We start from the raw sequence: 14,423 nt of genomic DNA on the forward strand, positions 1-14,423 counted from the left end.
GGCCAGCCCTACCCCCGGGTGCGGGGAAGCCCCCGGGCGCCCCGGGGGCGGACCGGCTGTCGTCGGGCGGGGCGGATCCGAAGACTCGGGGTATGACGACGGGTGGTGCGGGGGTCTCCGCTGCGGAAGCGGCGCCGGGCGGTGCGGCCGCGGGGCTGTCGCGGCGGGCGGCGGTGGCGGGGGTGCCGGGCCGGCGGCGCGGCTGCCACGCGGTGCGGATACCGCTGCTGGGCGCGGCGTTCGCCGGGGGCTGGGTGCTCTTCTTCGTCCTCGGGGACAGCTGGTGGCAGCTGGCGCTGGCCGGCGGCTGGGCGCCGGTGTACGGGCAGATCGCGCTGGTCAGCCGTGACCTGGCGCACGGGCGGGTGTTCCGCGGGCGGCGGGCGAGCGGGATCGGCGGGCGGCTGTGCGGCAACCTCGGCGTGGGGATGTCGTACGGCTGGTGGGTGGAGACGCGGCCCCGGCCGCACGCCCACCGCCCGCGGGAGGAGTTCTCCGCGGCGGGGTCGCCGGGCCTCCTGGTGTGGGCGCGGCGGCAGGCCGGCGCCGCCGGACGACCGCCGCGGCGACCGTCCTTCCCGCTGCGCGCGCTGGAGGGGTGCCTGCTGCGGGTGGCGGGCATCCGGGCGCTGCGCTCCCCCACGCTGACGTGCTGGGGGACGGAGGCCGTGCTGCTGCTGGCGCACCTCGCGCTCTACCTCTGTGCGCTGTTCCTGGTGCTGTCGCCGGGCAGGGCACTGGCGTTCCTGCTGGTGCACCAGGGTGCCTTCGGGGTGTTTCTGGGCTGCGCGTTCCCGCCCGCTCACCCGGCCGCGCCGAGCCCCGCGCCCGCCGGCCGGTGACGCACGGCCGGACGGCCCGCCCCGGCAGGACCGGGCCGCTCGGGCCGTACGCGACCGCTCAGCTGGTTTCCCGGCCCGCCGGAGCCGCTGCCGGAAGCCGTCCCGGTTCCGGGGACCGCCCCGCCACCTGCGGCTGCTCCGTCTCCGGGGCCTCCGGCAGGCGGCCGGTGCGCCGGGCGGCCATCCAGGCGTAGACGAGGATGCCGGCGAACAGGAACAGCACGCCCTGGTAGATCGCGGCATAGCCGGCGCCGGCGACGAGCCAGAACGTGAAGCCGAAGGCGGTGAGGGCCAGGACCAGGTCCCGGGCGAAGCGGGCGGGGCGCACCTTGTCGCGGCGGCCGGTGAGCAGGAAGTAGACCTGGGCGCCGGCGGCGAGGAGGTAGGGCACGGTGGCGGAGAAGGTGGTGATCAGGACCAGGATGTTGAAGACGCCGCCGGTGCCGATGAAGTAGTTGATGACGGTCAGGGCGCTGGCGAGGACGCCGGCGGCCAGCACGCCGAAGGTGGGGACGCCGCGCCGCTTGATCAGGAAGGGCGCGGGGAAGAGGCCGTCCTTCGCGGCGGCGTACGGGGACTGGGCGCTCATCAGCGTCCAGCCGTTGAGGGCCCCGATGATCGAGACGACCGCCGCGCCGGCGACCAGCGTGCCGCCCCAGTGGCCGCCGAACATCGCGTTCACCGCGTCCGAGAACGGGGCGGTGGACGCGACCAGCTTGTCGTGCGCGACGGTGCCGAAGACGGCGAGGGTGCCCAGCAGGTAGACCACGGCGGCGCCGAGCGTGCCCAGGACGGTGGCCCGGCCGACGTTCCGCTCCGGGTCGCGGACCTCGCCGGCGCTCATCGCGGCGGACTCCACGCCGACGTAGGAGTAGAGGAGGATCGCGGCGGCCGCGGACATCCCGCCGAGCGCGCTGCCGCTGCCCTCGTGGAACGAGCCGAGGTTGTGGGGGTCGAAGAAGAACAGCCCGATGACGGCGATGAACAGCAGCGGGACGAACTTGAGGACGGTGGAGACCAGTTGGACGGCGCCCACGTAGCGGGTGCCGGCGAGGTTGGCGAGCGCCGGCAGCCACAGGGCGACGAGCGCGACCACGAGATCGGTGCCCGGGGAGGCGTGGCCGGGCACCAGGACGTGCACGTAGCCGACGACGGCGACCGCGAGCGCGGCGTTGCTGACCCAGGTCATGGTCCAGTACGACCAGGCGGAGAGGAAGCCGGCGAAGTCGCCGAACGCCTCCCGCGCGTAGACGTAGGGGCCGCCGGTGTGCGGGTGGCGCTCGGCCAGCCGGCCGAAGACCAGGGCGAGGGCGATGGCGCCGATGGTCAGCACGCCGAGGGCGACGAGGCTGATGGTGCCGAAGGGTGCCACGGAAGCCGGCAGCAGGAAGATGCCACCGCCGATGATGTTTCCCATCACCAGGCAGGTGGCGGTCAGCAAACTCATCCGGAACGGCTGCTTGGCTTCGTTGTGCAGGTCAGTGCCGGTCTCGGGGTGCTGAGCGACAGGGCTGCGGTGCATGGGTGGGGCGTCTCTCGTCGTGCCGGGTGCCCGAGGTCGCCGGGCCACAGCACATGGTCACCGCCGGGGGGCACGCTGCAAAATCGCCGGGAATACTGCGGCCCGGTGCGTCCCCGGGCGAAGGATCTACGGCCGGAAGGCCCTCCGGCCGCAATCCCCCGATCCGCGGTGCGCGGTGCGCACACCGTCGACGGCCGGTGCCGGCGCCCGCCGGAAACCGCCGGTCGCACGGGCCGCGACACCCCCTAGCGTCCGGACGGTTCGTTCGTGGCTTCCTCCAGGGGGAGTTGGGGGCCGTCGGCCTCGCGGAGCCAGCGGCGCAGCACCCGGTGGACGGCCTCGGCCCCGGTCAGCGGCGCGCCGTCCGGTGAGGGCGGGGTCAGCTCGGCCGGCCAGAGGAGGAACGGGTGGCTCTGTGCGCCGCCCAGGCCGCCGTGCGAGCCGATCTGCTCCTCGAAGGCGTGCACCGCGCCGGTCGCCGGGTCGTAGGAGGAATTGATCATGAGGTCGGCGGCGTGCGGGAAGCGGGCGGTGCGGCGTACCGCGGCGGCGGCGCCCGGCCCGAACGGCGCCAGCGGGTCGCTGCCGAGGACGCGGCCGGTGTCGAGGCGGTGTTCGGCGCCGGCCGGACCGAGCACGACGGGACCGTGCTCGGCCGAGCGGACCAGCACGAACCCGATCCCGGGGTGGTCGGTGAGGGTGCCGAGCAGGGCCGGGTGCCGGCGGTCCAGTTCCTCGCGGGTGATCCGGCCCGGCACGTCGGGAAACGACACCAGGCCGAGATTGCCGGAGGCCAGCACGAGCGGGTGGGTGGTGTCGCCGTCGCGCTCCGGCGGGCCGGCGGCGCCCGGGGCGTCGCCCACGGGTTCCTCGGGGCGGTGCAGCGCGGCGCGCGCGGCTTCCCGGGCCTCGGCGCCGCTCGGTGTCCGGTCGGCCCGCCGTCGCACCGGGAGCCCGCATCCGGCGCGTACGAGGGCGCCCAGGCTCAGGCCGTAGCGCCGGCGGAAGGTCGGGCCGTGGCTCTGGCCGTGGTCGGAGAGCAGCACGATGCGGTACGGGCGCGGGGCGTGTGCGGCGGCCCTGGCGATCAGCGCGACGGCCCGGTCGAGGCTGCGCAGCACCCGGTGGGTGTCGCGGTGCGCGGGCCCCGAGTGGTGGGCCACTTCGTCGTAGGCGACCAGATCGGCGTAGACGGCGGTGCGGCCGGCGAGCAGGTCGCCCATGACGGCGGCGACCACCACATCGCGTTCGACGACGGTGGCGAAGGCCCGGATGACGGGGTACAGGCCGCCGCGTCGGACCCGCGGCAGCTCGCGGCGGCAGCGGGTGCGCAGCGACTGGACGACTTCCCGGACGACCTCGGCGACGAACGAGACGGCGGTGCGGGTGGCGTTGGCCGGGTCGGAGAAGTACGCGAAGTAGCCGGCCCGGGAGCGGTTGTGCCTGCCGCGCCGGGCGGCCACCGACATCACGAGCGCGACCTGGTCGGCGCCGCCGCTGAAGAGGTTGCCGCGGCTGGCGCCGTCCTGCGTGAGCAGCCCGCCGTCGCCGGTGCGCTCGACGGCCCGGCGCTGGAGTTCGGCGGCGCCGGTGGGGCGGTTGCTGACGACCAGCCGGCCGGTGTCCTTCTCGTACCAGCGGAAGGCGGGCAGGTCCTCGTTGCTGCCGTGCAGCAGGGCGAGCTGGCTGGCGCCGGTCTGGCTGGACCAGTCGGTGCGCCAGGGGGTGAGGCGGTGGCTGGTGCCGGTCCAGCGGGCGACGGTCGGCATCAGCGGCCGGTCGCCGCGGGTGGCCTCGCGCAGCAGATCGTGGCCCAGGCCGTCGAGCTGGAGGAAGACGGTGCCCGGGGTGTCCGGGCGGGGCCGGGCGCGGCGGGTGCGGCGGCGCCCGGCGAGCCGCACCAGCCTGCGGTGGTACGCCTCGTCGTTGCGGACCGCGAGGAAGCCGGAGGTGGCCGAGGAGGCCGCGGACATCGCGGCCGCGACGATCACCGCGGTCTGCGGTGCGGCCCGGCCGCTGCCCGCCGGGAGCAGGTCGAGGGCGAGCAGCAGCAGCGAGCCGTTGAGGAAGAAGACCAGCAGGCCGAGGACGAGCGCCGGCACCAGCAGCAGGGCCCGTACCAGGACCGGCCACACCACCGCGCCGAGCAGGCCGAAGGCGCCGGCGCCCAGGGCCGCGGTGAGCGCGGTACGGGTGAGGCTGTCGCCGCTGCCCGACTGCAGCCGGAAGTCGGGCAGCAGCGCGGCGAGCAGCAGCAGGGTGAGGCTGGACATCAGCCAGACCGCGAGCACCCGGAAGAGGGCGCCGCCGAACGCTTTCCACCGCGGCATCCGCACGCTCCGTCCCCGCACAGGATCCGGTCCACGCCGGCCGCGCGGCCCGTGCCGCCAGCGTGTCACAACGCGGACGAGGGGCGCACCGCGCCCGGTGTGCGCGGCGGCCACGCCGCCGGCGACCGGTTCACCGGCCGGATGCGGGAGGATCGGAGGATGGAGGTCACCTGGTGGGGACATGCCACTGTGACGGTCGAGGACTCCGGGGTGCGGGTGCTGACCGACCCGCTGTTCGTCCGCCGGCTGGGGCATCTGCGGCGCCGGCGGGGGCCGCTGCCGCCCCCGGAGGCCGCGCGTGCCGATGTCGTGCTGGTCTCGCATCTGCACGCCGACCATCTGCATCCCGCGTCGCTGGCCCGGCTGGCGCCGGGGACCCGGCTGGTGGTGCCGCGCGGGGCGCGGGCCGCGGTGCCGGCGCTGCGCAGGGTGGCGGTGGCGCGGGAGCTGCGGGTCACCGAGCTGCGGGCGGGCGAGGAGTGCCGGGCCGGAGCGGTGACGGTGCGGGCGGTGCGGGCGGCACACGACGGGCGGCGGCTGCCGTACGGGCCGCGCCGGGTGCCCGCGCTCGGCTATGTCGTGCACGGCACGGCGCGGACGTACTTCGCGGGTGACACCGCGCTGTTCGAGGAGCTGACGGACGAGGTCGGGCCGTGCGATGTGGCGCTGCTGCCGGTGGGCGGCTGGGGGCCGTTCCTCGGGCCCGGCCATCTGGACGCGCGGCGGGCCGCGCAGGCGGCGGCGCGGCTGGCGCCGTCCAGCGTCGTGCCGGTGCACTACGGCACGTACTGGCCGATCGGGCTGGACGCCGTACGGCCGCACGAATTCCATGCGCCGGGCGTCGAGTTCGAGCGCCAGGTCGGCCTGATGGCACCGGAGGTGACGGTGCACCGGCTGGAGCACGGGGCGTCGGTGCGGCCGGAGGTCGAGCGGTGAGCGCGCGGACGGCGGCAGTCCTGGTGGCCGCGGCCGCGCTGCCGCGGGCGGGCGGGGTGTGGGCGAGCGTGCCGCCGGAGTCGACGCAGCAGGCGGTGGGGTATCCGTCACTGTTCCTGCTGGTGATGCTGGGTTCGCTGGTGCCGGTGGTGCCGACCGGGGCGCTGGTCAGCTCGGCCGCGGTGGTCGCGCTCCATCACACCGCGCCGTACTCCCTGCTGTTCGTCTTCCTGGTGTCGTCGTGTGCGGCGTTCCTGGGTGATGTGGGGCTGTACTGGCTCGGGCGGCGCGGCAGTCACTCCCGTAACGGCTCACGCTGGCTGTCGCGGCTGCGCGACCGCGCCGCGCCCGAGCGGCTGGAGCCGGCGCGGCGCCAGCTGCACCGGCACGGCGTGCTGGTGCTGGTGCTGTCGCGGCTGGTGCCGGCCGGGCGGATCCCGGTCATGCTGGCGTGTCTGCTCTCGGCGATGCCGCTGCGGCGGTTCGTCCGCGGTGACATCCCGGCGTGCCTGGCCTGGGCGGCGACGTACCAGCTCATCGGGGTGCTGAGCGGTTCGCTGTTCAGCGAGCCGTGGCAGGGGGTGGCGATGGCGGTCGGGCTGGCGGTGGTGATCAGCGCGGCGCCTGCCGGGTGGCGGCGCTTCGGTCCGGCCGGGCGCGGCGGCGCGCACGGCGGGTGAGGCACCCGGAACGCCCCGGTGCGCGACCGTCCCCGCTCCCGGCCGGGCCGGCTCAGGTCGCGGCCAGGCCCTCCTCGGCCCCGGCCAGCACCCGGGACGCCCCGACCGGCAGGTCCCAGAGGTCCTCGCGGGGCCGGCCGGTGGTGGCCCAGGCGGCGCGGACCCGGCGCAGCGGCTCCAGCGGCGGCTCGCCCGAGAGCAGGAACGTCGACCAGTGCATCGGCACCATGGCCCGGGCGCCGAGGTCCTGGCAGGCCCGCACCGCCTCCTCCGGGTCGGTGTGCACCGGGCGCAGCATCCAGCGCGGGTCGTACGCGCCGATGGGCAGCAGCGCCAGGTCGATGCCGGGGTAGCGGCGGCCGATCTCCTCGAACCAGTGGCCGTAGCCGGTGTCCCCTGCGAAGTGGACGCGTCGCCCGTCGGGTGCGGTGAGCAGCCAGCCGCCCCACAGGGAGCGGCAGGTGTCGGTCAGGGTCCGCTTGCTCCAGTGGTGGGCGGGCACGAAGTCGACGCGTACCGGGCCGCCGGGGGCGGGCAGTTCGACCGCCTCCCACCAGTCCAGGTCGGTGACGTGGCTGAAGCCGCGCCGGCGGGCCCAGCGGCCCAGTCCGGCGGGGAGCAGCAGCGGGGTGTCCCGGGGCAGCCGCTTGAGGGTGGGGACGTCGAGGTGGTCGTAGTGGTTGTGGCTGATCAGGACGGCGTCGACCGGCGGCAGGTCCTCCCAGCGCACGCCCACCGGGGTGACCCGGGCGGGGGTACCGAGGATCTTGCGGGACCACACCGGGTCGGTGAGCACGGTCAGGCCGCCGATCCGGATGATCCAGCTCGCGTGCCCGGCCCAGGTGAGGGCGAGGGTGGTGGCGGTGGCGGCCGGCATCGGGCCGGGTTCGAAGGGCAGTTGCTGGATCTCCAGGAGGGTGCCGGGGGCCGGGCGGAGCTTGCCCTCGCGGGCGATCCGGGCGAGCGCGCGGACTCCGGGCAGCGGCGCGGTCAGCCGGTCGGTGAAGTCCCGTGGCCAGGTGCGGGTCTCGCCCAGGGGGCGGGGCACGGCGAGCGGCGGGGCGGTGGTGGACAAGGCCGGCGCGCGGGCGGACTCGGCGTACGGGAGCCGCTCGGCGTCGGCGGGCTGCTCGGCGAGGGAGCGCTCGGTCTGTTCGGTCATCGAGGGGCTCCATTCGGGGGCGGTACCGGGGCGGGTGGAGGGTGGCGCGCGGACGGCGCCCGGGCCGGCGGCTCAGCCGTCCGCAGCGGCCGTGAGGGCGGCCAGTGCGCGCGCGAGGGCGGTCAACGCCTCGGTGATGTGCGGCAGTTCCAGCGGGTCGGGGGCGTCCAGGGCGCGTTGCCGCAGCTCCCGGTCGGTGCCGAGCAGGCCCTCGGCACCCAGCCGGACCCGCAGGGCGCCGGGCGCGTCGCCGAAGCGGTGGCCGCCGCGCGCCGCCCAGGGCGCCAACTTCCTTTCCAGCGCGGTGGATTCGACGATCCCCTGGGTGGCGAGGGGGCGGCGCAGCGGTTCGAGGTCGGCGTAGAGGTGGCCGCCCGAGCGGGGCGGGCGGCAGACCGCGCCGGCGTCGGTGACGGTGCGGTGCAGCGCGGCGGCGAGCGTGCCGTGGAGCCTGGCGACGGCGGCGGTGCGGGCGCGTACCTCCTCGGGTTCGCCGAGTGCGTGGGTGACGGCGCAGCCCAGCGGGCCGGACAGCGGGGCGTCCAGGCCGGTGAGCGCGTCCAGCGCGGCGGCCCGCAGCTCGGCGCCCCGGCCGGTGGCGGGGAACCGGGCCAGGGCCGCGGGCCAGGCGGCGGGCACGAGGGTGGCCCGCAGGTCGGTGAGGACCACGACCCCGTCGGGCAGCATCTCGGCGGGGCTGAGCACGACGGTGTCGTGCGGATCGTGCAGCAGGTCGCGGCGGGACTCGTCGCTGAGCACCCAGAGCCCCTCCTCGGCCGCCGCCTCGCACACCTCGTGCAGCTGTTCGGGCGCCGGGCAGGTGCCGGTCGGGTCGTCGGCGACGGAGAGCACCAGCACCCGCGGGGCGTCGCCGTGCATCCGGGCCCGGCGGACGGTCTCCAGCAGCGCGAACGGATCGGGCATGCCGCCCGACTCCGCGGGTACGGGCGCCAGGTGCACCGGCCGCCCGAGCAGCCGGGCGGGGGGCGCGTACCACTCGGCGCAGGGCCGCGGCAGCACCACCCCGCCGTCGGCCGCGGCGTACAGCGCGAGCAGCAGGGCTCCCGCCCCGGGCGCGGCCAGGACCTGGCCGGGGGCGGTGTCCAGACCGCGGCGTTCCCAGTAGCCGCAGGCGGCGGTGCGCAGCGGGCCCGCGCCGCCCGGCGGCTCGGCGTCGGTGCGGCCGGCGGCCGCGGACAGGTGCGCGGCGAGGTCCGGGAGGACCGGCAGGCCCGGTGGCGGCTCCGGCTGCGGCTCCGGGACGGTCCGCTGCATCCGTACCTCCACTCCACGACGGCGGGTCGATCGTGGGCCCGTCAGATGAGGGACGGCCCCGACCACCTTTGCAGATCGCGGGGGTGCCGCCCGGGGGCGACACGTCAGCGGGGGCCTAATGGGCCGAGCGCGCCACCGCTTCGTAGTGATGCACCGTCACCACCGCTCCCCTCCCCCAGTCCTGCTGCTCGGTGCGGCGGCGGACCCAGCCGCGCCGCTCGTAGAGGGCGATGGCGTCGGTGTTGGTCGACTGCACCTCCAGGACGGGGCGCAGGCCGCGGGCCGCCGCCGCCTCCTCGACGGTCCGCAGCAGGCGCGGGCCGAGGCCGGTACCGCGGGCGGCGGGGGCGACGAACAGCCGGCTGACCTCGCTCCCGCACAGCGCCGCGTGGCCGACGATCCGGCCGTCCACCTCGGCGACCCAGGCGGCGCTCAGCCCCTCGGGGGTGAGCCAGCGCGGCGGGTCGTCCGGCCAGTGGTGCGGATAGCCGCTGTGGGTGTGAACCTGGGCGAGTACGGCCACGCAGGCATCGAGGTCGGTGTCCCGTCGTCTCCTGATCATCGGGGCATGCAAGCACGTTTCGGCCTCTTCGGGGTACAGGAGCCGCATGCGATCACTACTGAGCAACCTCGACCGGCGCGCCTTCGACCTGATCGCCAGGCGGGAGTGGCCGGGGGCGCAGCGGGTGCTGCCCCGGCTGACCCGGAGCGCCAATCACGGACTGCTGTGGATGGGCATCGCGGCGGGCGCGGCGGCGCTGGGCGGGCGGCCGGCACGGCGGGCGGCGCTGCGCGGGGTGGCCTCGCTGGCCGTCGCCTCGGCGACGGTGAACACCCTCGGCAAGCGCTCCGTGAGACGGACCCGGCCCCTGCTGGACAGCGTGCCGGTGATACGGCAGCTGTCCCACCAGCCGTTCACCTCGTCCTTCCCGTCGGGGCACGCAGCCTCGGCGGTGGCGTTCGCGACCGGGGTCGCCTTCGAGAACAAGTGGTGGGGGCTGGCGCTGGCGCCGGTCGCCGCGTCGGTGGCGTTCTCCCGCGTCTACACGGGCGTGCACTATCCGGGCGATGTGCTGGCGGGGGCGATGCTGGGGGCGGGTGCCGCGTTCGCCGTACGGGGTTTCGCGCCCACCCGGGCCCAGCTGGCGCCGCCGGCCCGGCCGCGCGCCGAGGCGCCCGCGCTGCCCGGCGGGCGCGGTCTGGTGGTGGTGGCCAACCAGGGTTCGGGGGCGCGCACCGGCAACCGCCCGGACCGGAGCGACGAGGTGCACGGGGTGCTGCCGGAGGCCGAGGTGGTGATGTCCGGCGGGGACGGGCAGCCGCTGGAGAAGGTGCTGGAGGAGGCCGCGGAACGGGCGCGGGAGCTGGGCGGTGCGCTGGGCGTGCTCGGCGGGGACGGCACGGTCAACGCCGCGGCGGGGGTCGCGGCGCGGTACGGGCTGCCGCTGGCGGTGCTGCCCGGCGGGACGCTGAACCACTTCGCCTACGACCTGGGGGTGGAGACCGCCGCGGCGGCGGCGCGGGCCGTGGAGACCGGTGAGGCGGTCGCGGTGGACCTGGCGCGCTTCCGGACCGGGTCGCACCGGCAGGGGCAGAACTTCCTCAACACCTTCTCGATCGGGGTGTATCCGGAGCTGGTGCGGATCCGGGAGCGGTGGGCCGGCCGGATCGGCGCCTGGCCGGCCGGGGTGCTCGCGGCGTGGGAGGTGCTGCGCAGCGCCGAGCCGCTGAGCGTGGAGATCAACGGCCGGCGGCGGGAGGTGTGGCTGCTGTTCGTCGGCAACTGCCAGTACCGGGGGCTGGGGTTCGCGCCGGTGCGCCGGCACGACCTGGCGGACGGGGTGCTCGACGTGCGGGTGGTGCACGGTGGCCGGCTGGCCCGGACCCGGCTGCTCGCCGCGGCCCTGATGGGGACGCCGCGCAGCTCGCCGGTGCTCGGCGAGGCCCGGCTGCGGCGGCTGCGGATCGGCGGGCTCCCGGACGGTGCGTCGGTCGCGTTCGACGGTGAAGTGGCCAGCACCACCGGCGAGTTGACGTTGGAGAAGGACCTGGAGGCGCTGACGGTCTATCGCCTGCTGCCCGAGTAGCGGAGCAGCGCCTGATCACATCATGAGACACCACTCTCATGATGCGAGACCACGGCGTACGGTGGGAACTCCCCGCCGAAGCGTTGCGAAGGAGTCGGACCATGCCGCAGGAGACCGCCGTCTACACCCACGGCCACCACGAGTCCGTACTGCGCTCCCACACCTGGCGCACCGCCGCCAACTCGGCCGGTTACCTGCTCGGTTCGCTGAAGCCGCACATGCGGATCCTGGACATCGGCTGCGGGCCGGGCACCATCACCGCCGATCTGGCGGCGCTGGTCCCGGAGGGGCAGGTCACCGGCCTGGAGTACGCGCCGGAGGTGCTGGCGCAGGCGCGCGCCACCGCCGCCGCGCGCGGGCTGGACAACGTCGGATTCGCGGTCGGCGACGTGCACGCGCTGGACTACCCCGACGACACCTTCTGCGTCGTGCACGCCCATCAGGTGCTCCAGCACGTGGGCGATCCCGTCCAGGCGCTGCGCGAGATGCGCCGGGTCACCAAACCGGGCGGGATCGTCGCCGTCCGCGATTCGGACTACTCGGCGATGACCTGGTACCCGGAGGTGGCGGGCATGACCGACTGGCAGCGGCTGTATCTGCGGGTGGCCCGCGCCAACGGGGGCGAGCCGGACGCCGGACGCCGGCTGCACGCCTGGGCCCGGCAGGCCGGTTTCGCGCCGGAGGCGGTCACCGCCACCGCCGGCACCTGGTGCTACCGGACCCCGGCCGAGCGGTCCTGGTGGAGCGAGCTGTGGGCGGACCGCACGGTCAGTTCCTCGTACGCACGGATCGCGGTCGACGGCGGGCACGCCACACCGGAGGAGCTGGACCGGGTCTCCCGGGCCTGGCGGGCCTGGGGCGCCGAGGAGGACGGTTGGTTCGCGGTGCTGCACGGCGAGATCCTCTGCCGGGTGTGACCGGGTGCGGAGCCGTCCGCCGTGACGCGGACGGCTCCGCACCGTCCCCCTGACGGCTCAGCCGCACCCCCTTTCGAGCAGATAAATCCCATTTATGCCGGTATGGATGAGTCGTGACCCGACAACGACTGGCCTCCATAGCCGCGCTGACCGCAGCCCTGGCGGCGGGCTGCGGTACCCAGCCGACCGCCGCCCCCGACCACCCCTCCCCGCCCGCCCGGCCGGGCGCCGCCCAGGCGTCCACCGCGCCCGGCTTCACCCTCCTGGCCACCGGCGACGTGCTGCCGCACGGCGAGATAATCAAGCAGTCCGGCAGCGACGCGCACGGCGACGGCCATGACTTCCACGCGATGTTCGCCGGGGTGAAACCGGTGGTCTCCGCCGCCGACCTGGCGATCTGCCACATGGAGACGATCTACGCCAAGGACAGCGGGCCGTTCACCGGCTACCCCGCCTTCAAGTCCCCGCCCCAGGTCGCCGCCGCCCTCAAGGACGCGGGCTACGACTCCTGCTCCACCGCCTCCAACCACACCCTGGACGACGGCGCCGACGGTGTGCGCCGCACCCTCGACGCGATGGACGCGGTCGGTCTGCGGCACACCGGCTCGGCCCGCTCCGCCGCCGAGGCCGCCCGGCCCGATCTCCTCCCGGCCGGCGGCGCGAAGGTCGCCCAGCTCTCGTACACGTACGGGACCAACGGCATCCCGCTGCCCGACAAGGCGCCCTGGACGGTCAACCTGATCAACCAGAAGAAGATCATCGAGGATGCCCGGGCGGCCCGCAGGGCGGGGGCGGACGTGGTCGTCGTCAGCATCCACTGGGGCACCGAGTGGCAGCAGCCGATCGATGAGCAACAGCGCACCCTGGCACGGGCGTTGACCGCCTCGCGGACCGGTGGCCGGCCGGACGTCGACCTCATTCTGGGCACCCACGCGCACATCCCGCAGGCGTACGAGAAGGTCAACGGCACCTGGGTCGTCTACGGCATGGGCGATCAGCTCGCGGGCCACATGTTCAACCACAGCGACCAGCCGGACGGCCGCGGCAACCTGAGCTCGATGGCCCGCTTCACCTTCGCCGCGCCGGCCCGGCCGGGGCAGCGCTGGACGGTCCGCAAGGCGGAGTTCATCCCCCAACTCACCGACGTCAACGACCGGTTCCGGATCGTCGACCTCAACGCGGCGCTCGCGGCGCAGCCCGGCCGCGGCGACTACGCCAGGGCCCGCGACGCCATCCGGGCCGCCGTCCTGGCCCGCGGCGCGGATCGGTCCGGGCTGATCATGGCCAAGTGATCGCGTACCGGCGGGCGGCCCAACTAGGGTTGCCCGCATGGACATTCTCGGGACCTCATTGCGGGTGTGCGTCGGTGATCTCAATGCCGCGATCGACGTCTATGAACGGCTGACCGGCGCCGAGGCGATCCGTTTCCAGCGCGGCGGGGTGGCGGTCGCGGCCGTCGGGTGCTTCTTCCTGATGAGCGGTCCCGAGGCGGAGCTCTCGGTGCTGCGGAAGATCACCGCCACGCTCGCCGTGCAGGACGTCGACGAGGCGGTGGCCGACCTGAAGGCCGTCGGCGCGGACATCATCGCCGGTCCGCTGCCGACGCCCATCGGCCGCAACCTGGTGGCCCGCCACCCGGACGGTTCGATCTTCGAGTACGTCGACCGCCGGGCGGAGGGCTGAGCAGCCCCCGCCCCTCGTCACGGGCCGGTGCTCAGGACACCTCCAGCACGATCTTGCCGCGGGTCCGGCCCTCCTGGCTGCGACGGAACGCCTCGGCGGCCTCGGACAGCAGGAAGACCGCGTCGACGTGCACCGTCAGCTTTCCGGCGTCCGCGAGTTCGCCGAGCGCGGTCAGACCGGCGCTGTCCGGACGCACCCAGACCAGGTGGCCGCCCTTCTTTGTGACCTCGCCGTCGGCGATGGAGGCGACCCGGCTGCGGTCCTTGAGCAGTTCCTGTGACACGTCGACGACGCCACCGCCGACGAAGTCCAGCGCCACGTCGACGCCTTCGGGGGCCAGCGCGCGCACCCGGTCGGCGAGGCCCTCGCCGTAGGTGACCGGCTCGGCGCCCAGGGAGCGCAGGAAGTCGTGGTTGCGTTCACTGGCGGTGCCGATGACGCGGACGCCCTGCGCCACCAGGATCTGGACGGCGAGCGAGCCGACTCCGCCGGCCGCGGCGTGCACCAGGGCCGTCTCGCCCGCCGCGGTGCCCACCCGGCGGATCGCCTGATAGGCGGTCAGCCCGGCGAGCGGCAGCCCGGCGGCCTGCTGCCAGTCGAGCGCGGCGGGCTTGCGGGCCAGGGTCCGCACCGGGGCGGCGACCAGCTCGGCGTAGGTGCCGTGCTGGATCCCGTCCTTGCGGACGTAGCCGATGACCTCGTCACCGACCTCGTACTCGGGGACGTCCGCGCCGAGCGCCTCGACCACACCGGCCACGTCCCATCCGGGGACGAGCGGGAAGTACGTGTCCACCATCGGGTCCAGATAGCCCGCGAGGATCTTCCAGTCGACGGGGTTGACCCCGGCCGCCTTGACCCGGATCAGGACCGAGTCCGGGGCCACCTTGGGGTCGGGCCGGTCGCCGTACTCGAGGACGTCGGGGTCGCCGTACTGCTTCGCACTGATTGCCTTCATGATCGGCGCAACGCATGCCGGACCGGGATCATTC

General features: G+C 75.3%; 13 protein-coding genes. 7 read left to right on the top strand and 6 right to left on the bottom strand.

The genetic code is table 11. The features are described from left to right. Window positions 1-92 precede the first annotated feature (92 nt). Entirely contained in the window at window positions 93-842 is a 750-nt protein-coding gene (locus tag SL103_RS24145) for a hypothetical protein (RefSeq protein ID WP_069571042.1), read from the top strand. 58 nt (window positions 843-900) lie between these two features. On the opposite strand, the gene SL103_RS24150 is transcribed toward SL103_RS24145, so the two are convergent. Both SL103_RS24150 and SL103_RS24155 read right to left on the bottom strand, forming a co-directional pair. After that, window positions 901-2,289 (bottom strand): amino acid permease, encoded by a 1,389-nt coding sequence (locus tag SL103_RS24150; protein ID WP_244304191.1) that lies wholly within the window; start codon window positions 2,287-2,289, stop codon window positions 901-903. A 320-nt stretch (window positions 2,290-2,609) separates the two neighbouring features. Beyond that, window positions 2,610-4,694: a phage holin family protein gene (locus SL103_RS24155; RefSeq protein ID WP_069571043.1), complete on the bottom strand. Its 2,085-nt coding sequence runs from the start codon at window positions 4,692-4,694 to the stop codon at window positions 2,610-2,612. A gap of 159 nt (window positions 4,695-4,853) precedes the next feature. Here SL103_RS24155 and SL103_RS24160 point away from each other — a divergent pair, with 159 nt between their 5' ends. Further along, window positions 4,854-5,630, top strand: a complete 777-nt coding sequence (locus SL103_RS24160; RefSeq protein ID WP_069574064.1) for an MBL fold metallo-hydrolase — start codon at window positions 4,854-4,856, stop codon at window positions 5,628-5,630. Between the two features lie 38 nt (window positions 5,631-5,668). After that, entirely contained in the window at window positions 5,669-6,310 is a 642-nt protein-coding gene (locus SL103_RS24165) for a DedA family protein (protein ID WP_069574065.1), read from the top strand. A gap of 52 nt (window positions 6,311-6,362) precedes the next feature. Here the strand turns inward: SL103_RS24165 and SL103_RS24170 are convergent, their stop codons facing one another. From SL103_RS24170 to SL103_RS24180, 3 genes are all read right to left on the bottom strand, one after another. After that, a complete protein-coding gene (locus tag SL103_RS24170; RefSeq protein ID WP_069571044.1) occupies window positions 6,363-7,472 on the bottom strand; it encodes an MBL fold metallo-hydrolase in 1,110 nt (369 codons plus the stop codon). Window positions 7,473-7,544: 72 nt separating this feature from the next. Continuing rightward, on the bottom strand, window positions 7,545-8,747 hold the full coding sequence (locus tag SL103_RS24175; RefSeq protein ID WP_069571045.1) for an aminotransferase class I/II-fold pyridoxal phosphate-dependent enzyme: 1,203 nt from the start codon (window positions 8,745-8,747) through the stop codon (window positions 7,545-7,547). A gap of 115 nt (window positions 8,748-8,862) precedes the next feature. Then, window positions 8,863-9,309, bottom strand: coding sequence for a GNAT family N-acetyltransferase (locus SL103_RS24180; protein ID WP_079146288.1), 447 nt, complete (start codon window positions 9,307-9,309; stop codon window positions 8,863-8,865). 46 nt (window positions 9,310-9,355) lie between these two features. On the opposite strand from SL103_RS24180, the gene SL103_RS24185 reads away from it, so the two are divergent. The 4 genes from SL103_RS24185 to SL103_RS24200 all read left to right on the top strand — a co-directional run bounded on the left by SL103_RS24185 (window position 9,356) and on the right by SL103_RS24200 (window position 13,434). Further along, a complete protein-coding gene (locus tag SL103_RS24185; protein WP_069571047.1) occupies window positions 9,356-10,834 on the top strand; it encodes a bifunctional phosphatase PAP2/diacylglycerol kinase family protein in 1,479 nt (492 codons plus the stop codon). A 101-nt stretch (window positions 10,835-10,935) separates the two neighbouring features. Beyond that, the gene (locus tag SL103_RS24190; RefSeq protein WP_069571048.1) at window positions 10,936-11,751 is read left to right on the top strand and encodes a class I SAM-dependent methyltransferase; all 816 of its coding nucleotides are present in this window, start codon (window positions 10,936-10,938) and stop codon (window positions 11,749-11,751) included. A gap of 113 nt (window positions 11,752-11,864) precedes the next feature. Beyond that, window positions 11,865-13,043, top strand: coding sequence for a CapA family protein (locus SL103_RS24195; RefSeq protein ID WP_069571049.1), 1,179 nt, complete (start codon window positions 11,865-11,867; stop codon window positions 13,041-13,043). A gap of 37 nt (window positions 13,044-13,080) precedes the next feature. Next, a complete protein-coding gene (locus SL103_RS24200) occupies window positions 13,081-13,434 on the top strand; it encodes a VOC family protein (protein WP_069571050.1) in 354 nt (117 codons plus the stop codon). Window positions 13,435-13,465: 31 nt separating this feature from the next. Here the strand turns inward: SL103_RS24200 and SL103_RS24205 are convergent, their stop codons facing one another. Next, window positions 13,466-14,389, bottom strand: a complete 924-nt coding sequence (locus tag SL103_RS24205; RefSeq protein ID WP_069571051.1) for an NADP-dependent oxidoreductase — start codon at window positions 14,387-14,389, stop codon at window positions 13,466-13,468. Window positions 14,390-14,423: the final 34 nt, after the last annotated feature.

This window comes from Streptomyces lydicus (genome assembly GCF_001729485.1).
GTDB lineage: Bacteria > Actinomycetota > Actinomycetes > Streptomycetales > Streptomycetaceae > Streptomyces > Streptomyces lydicus_D.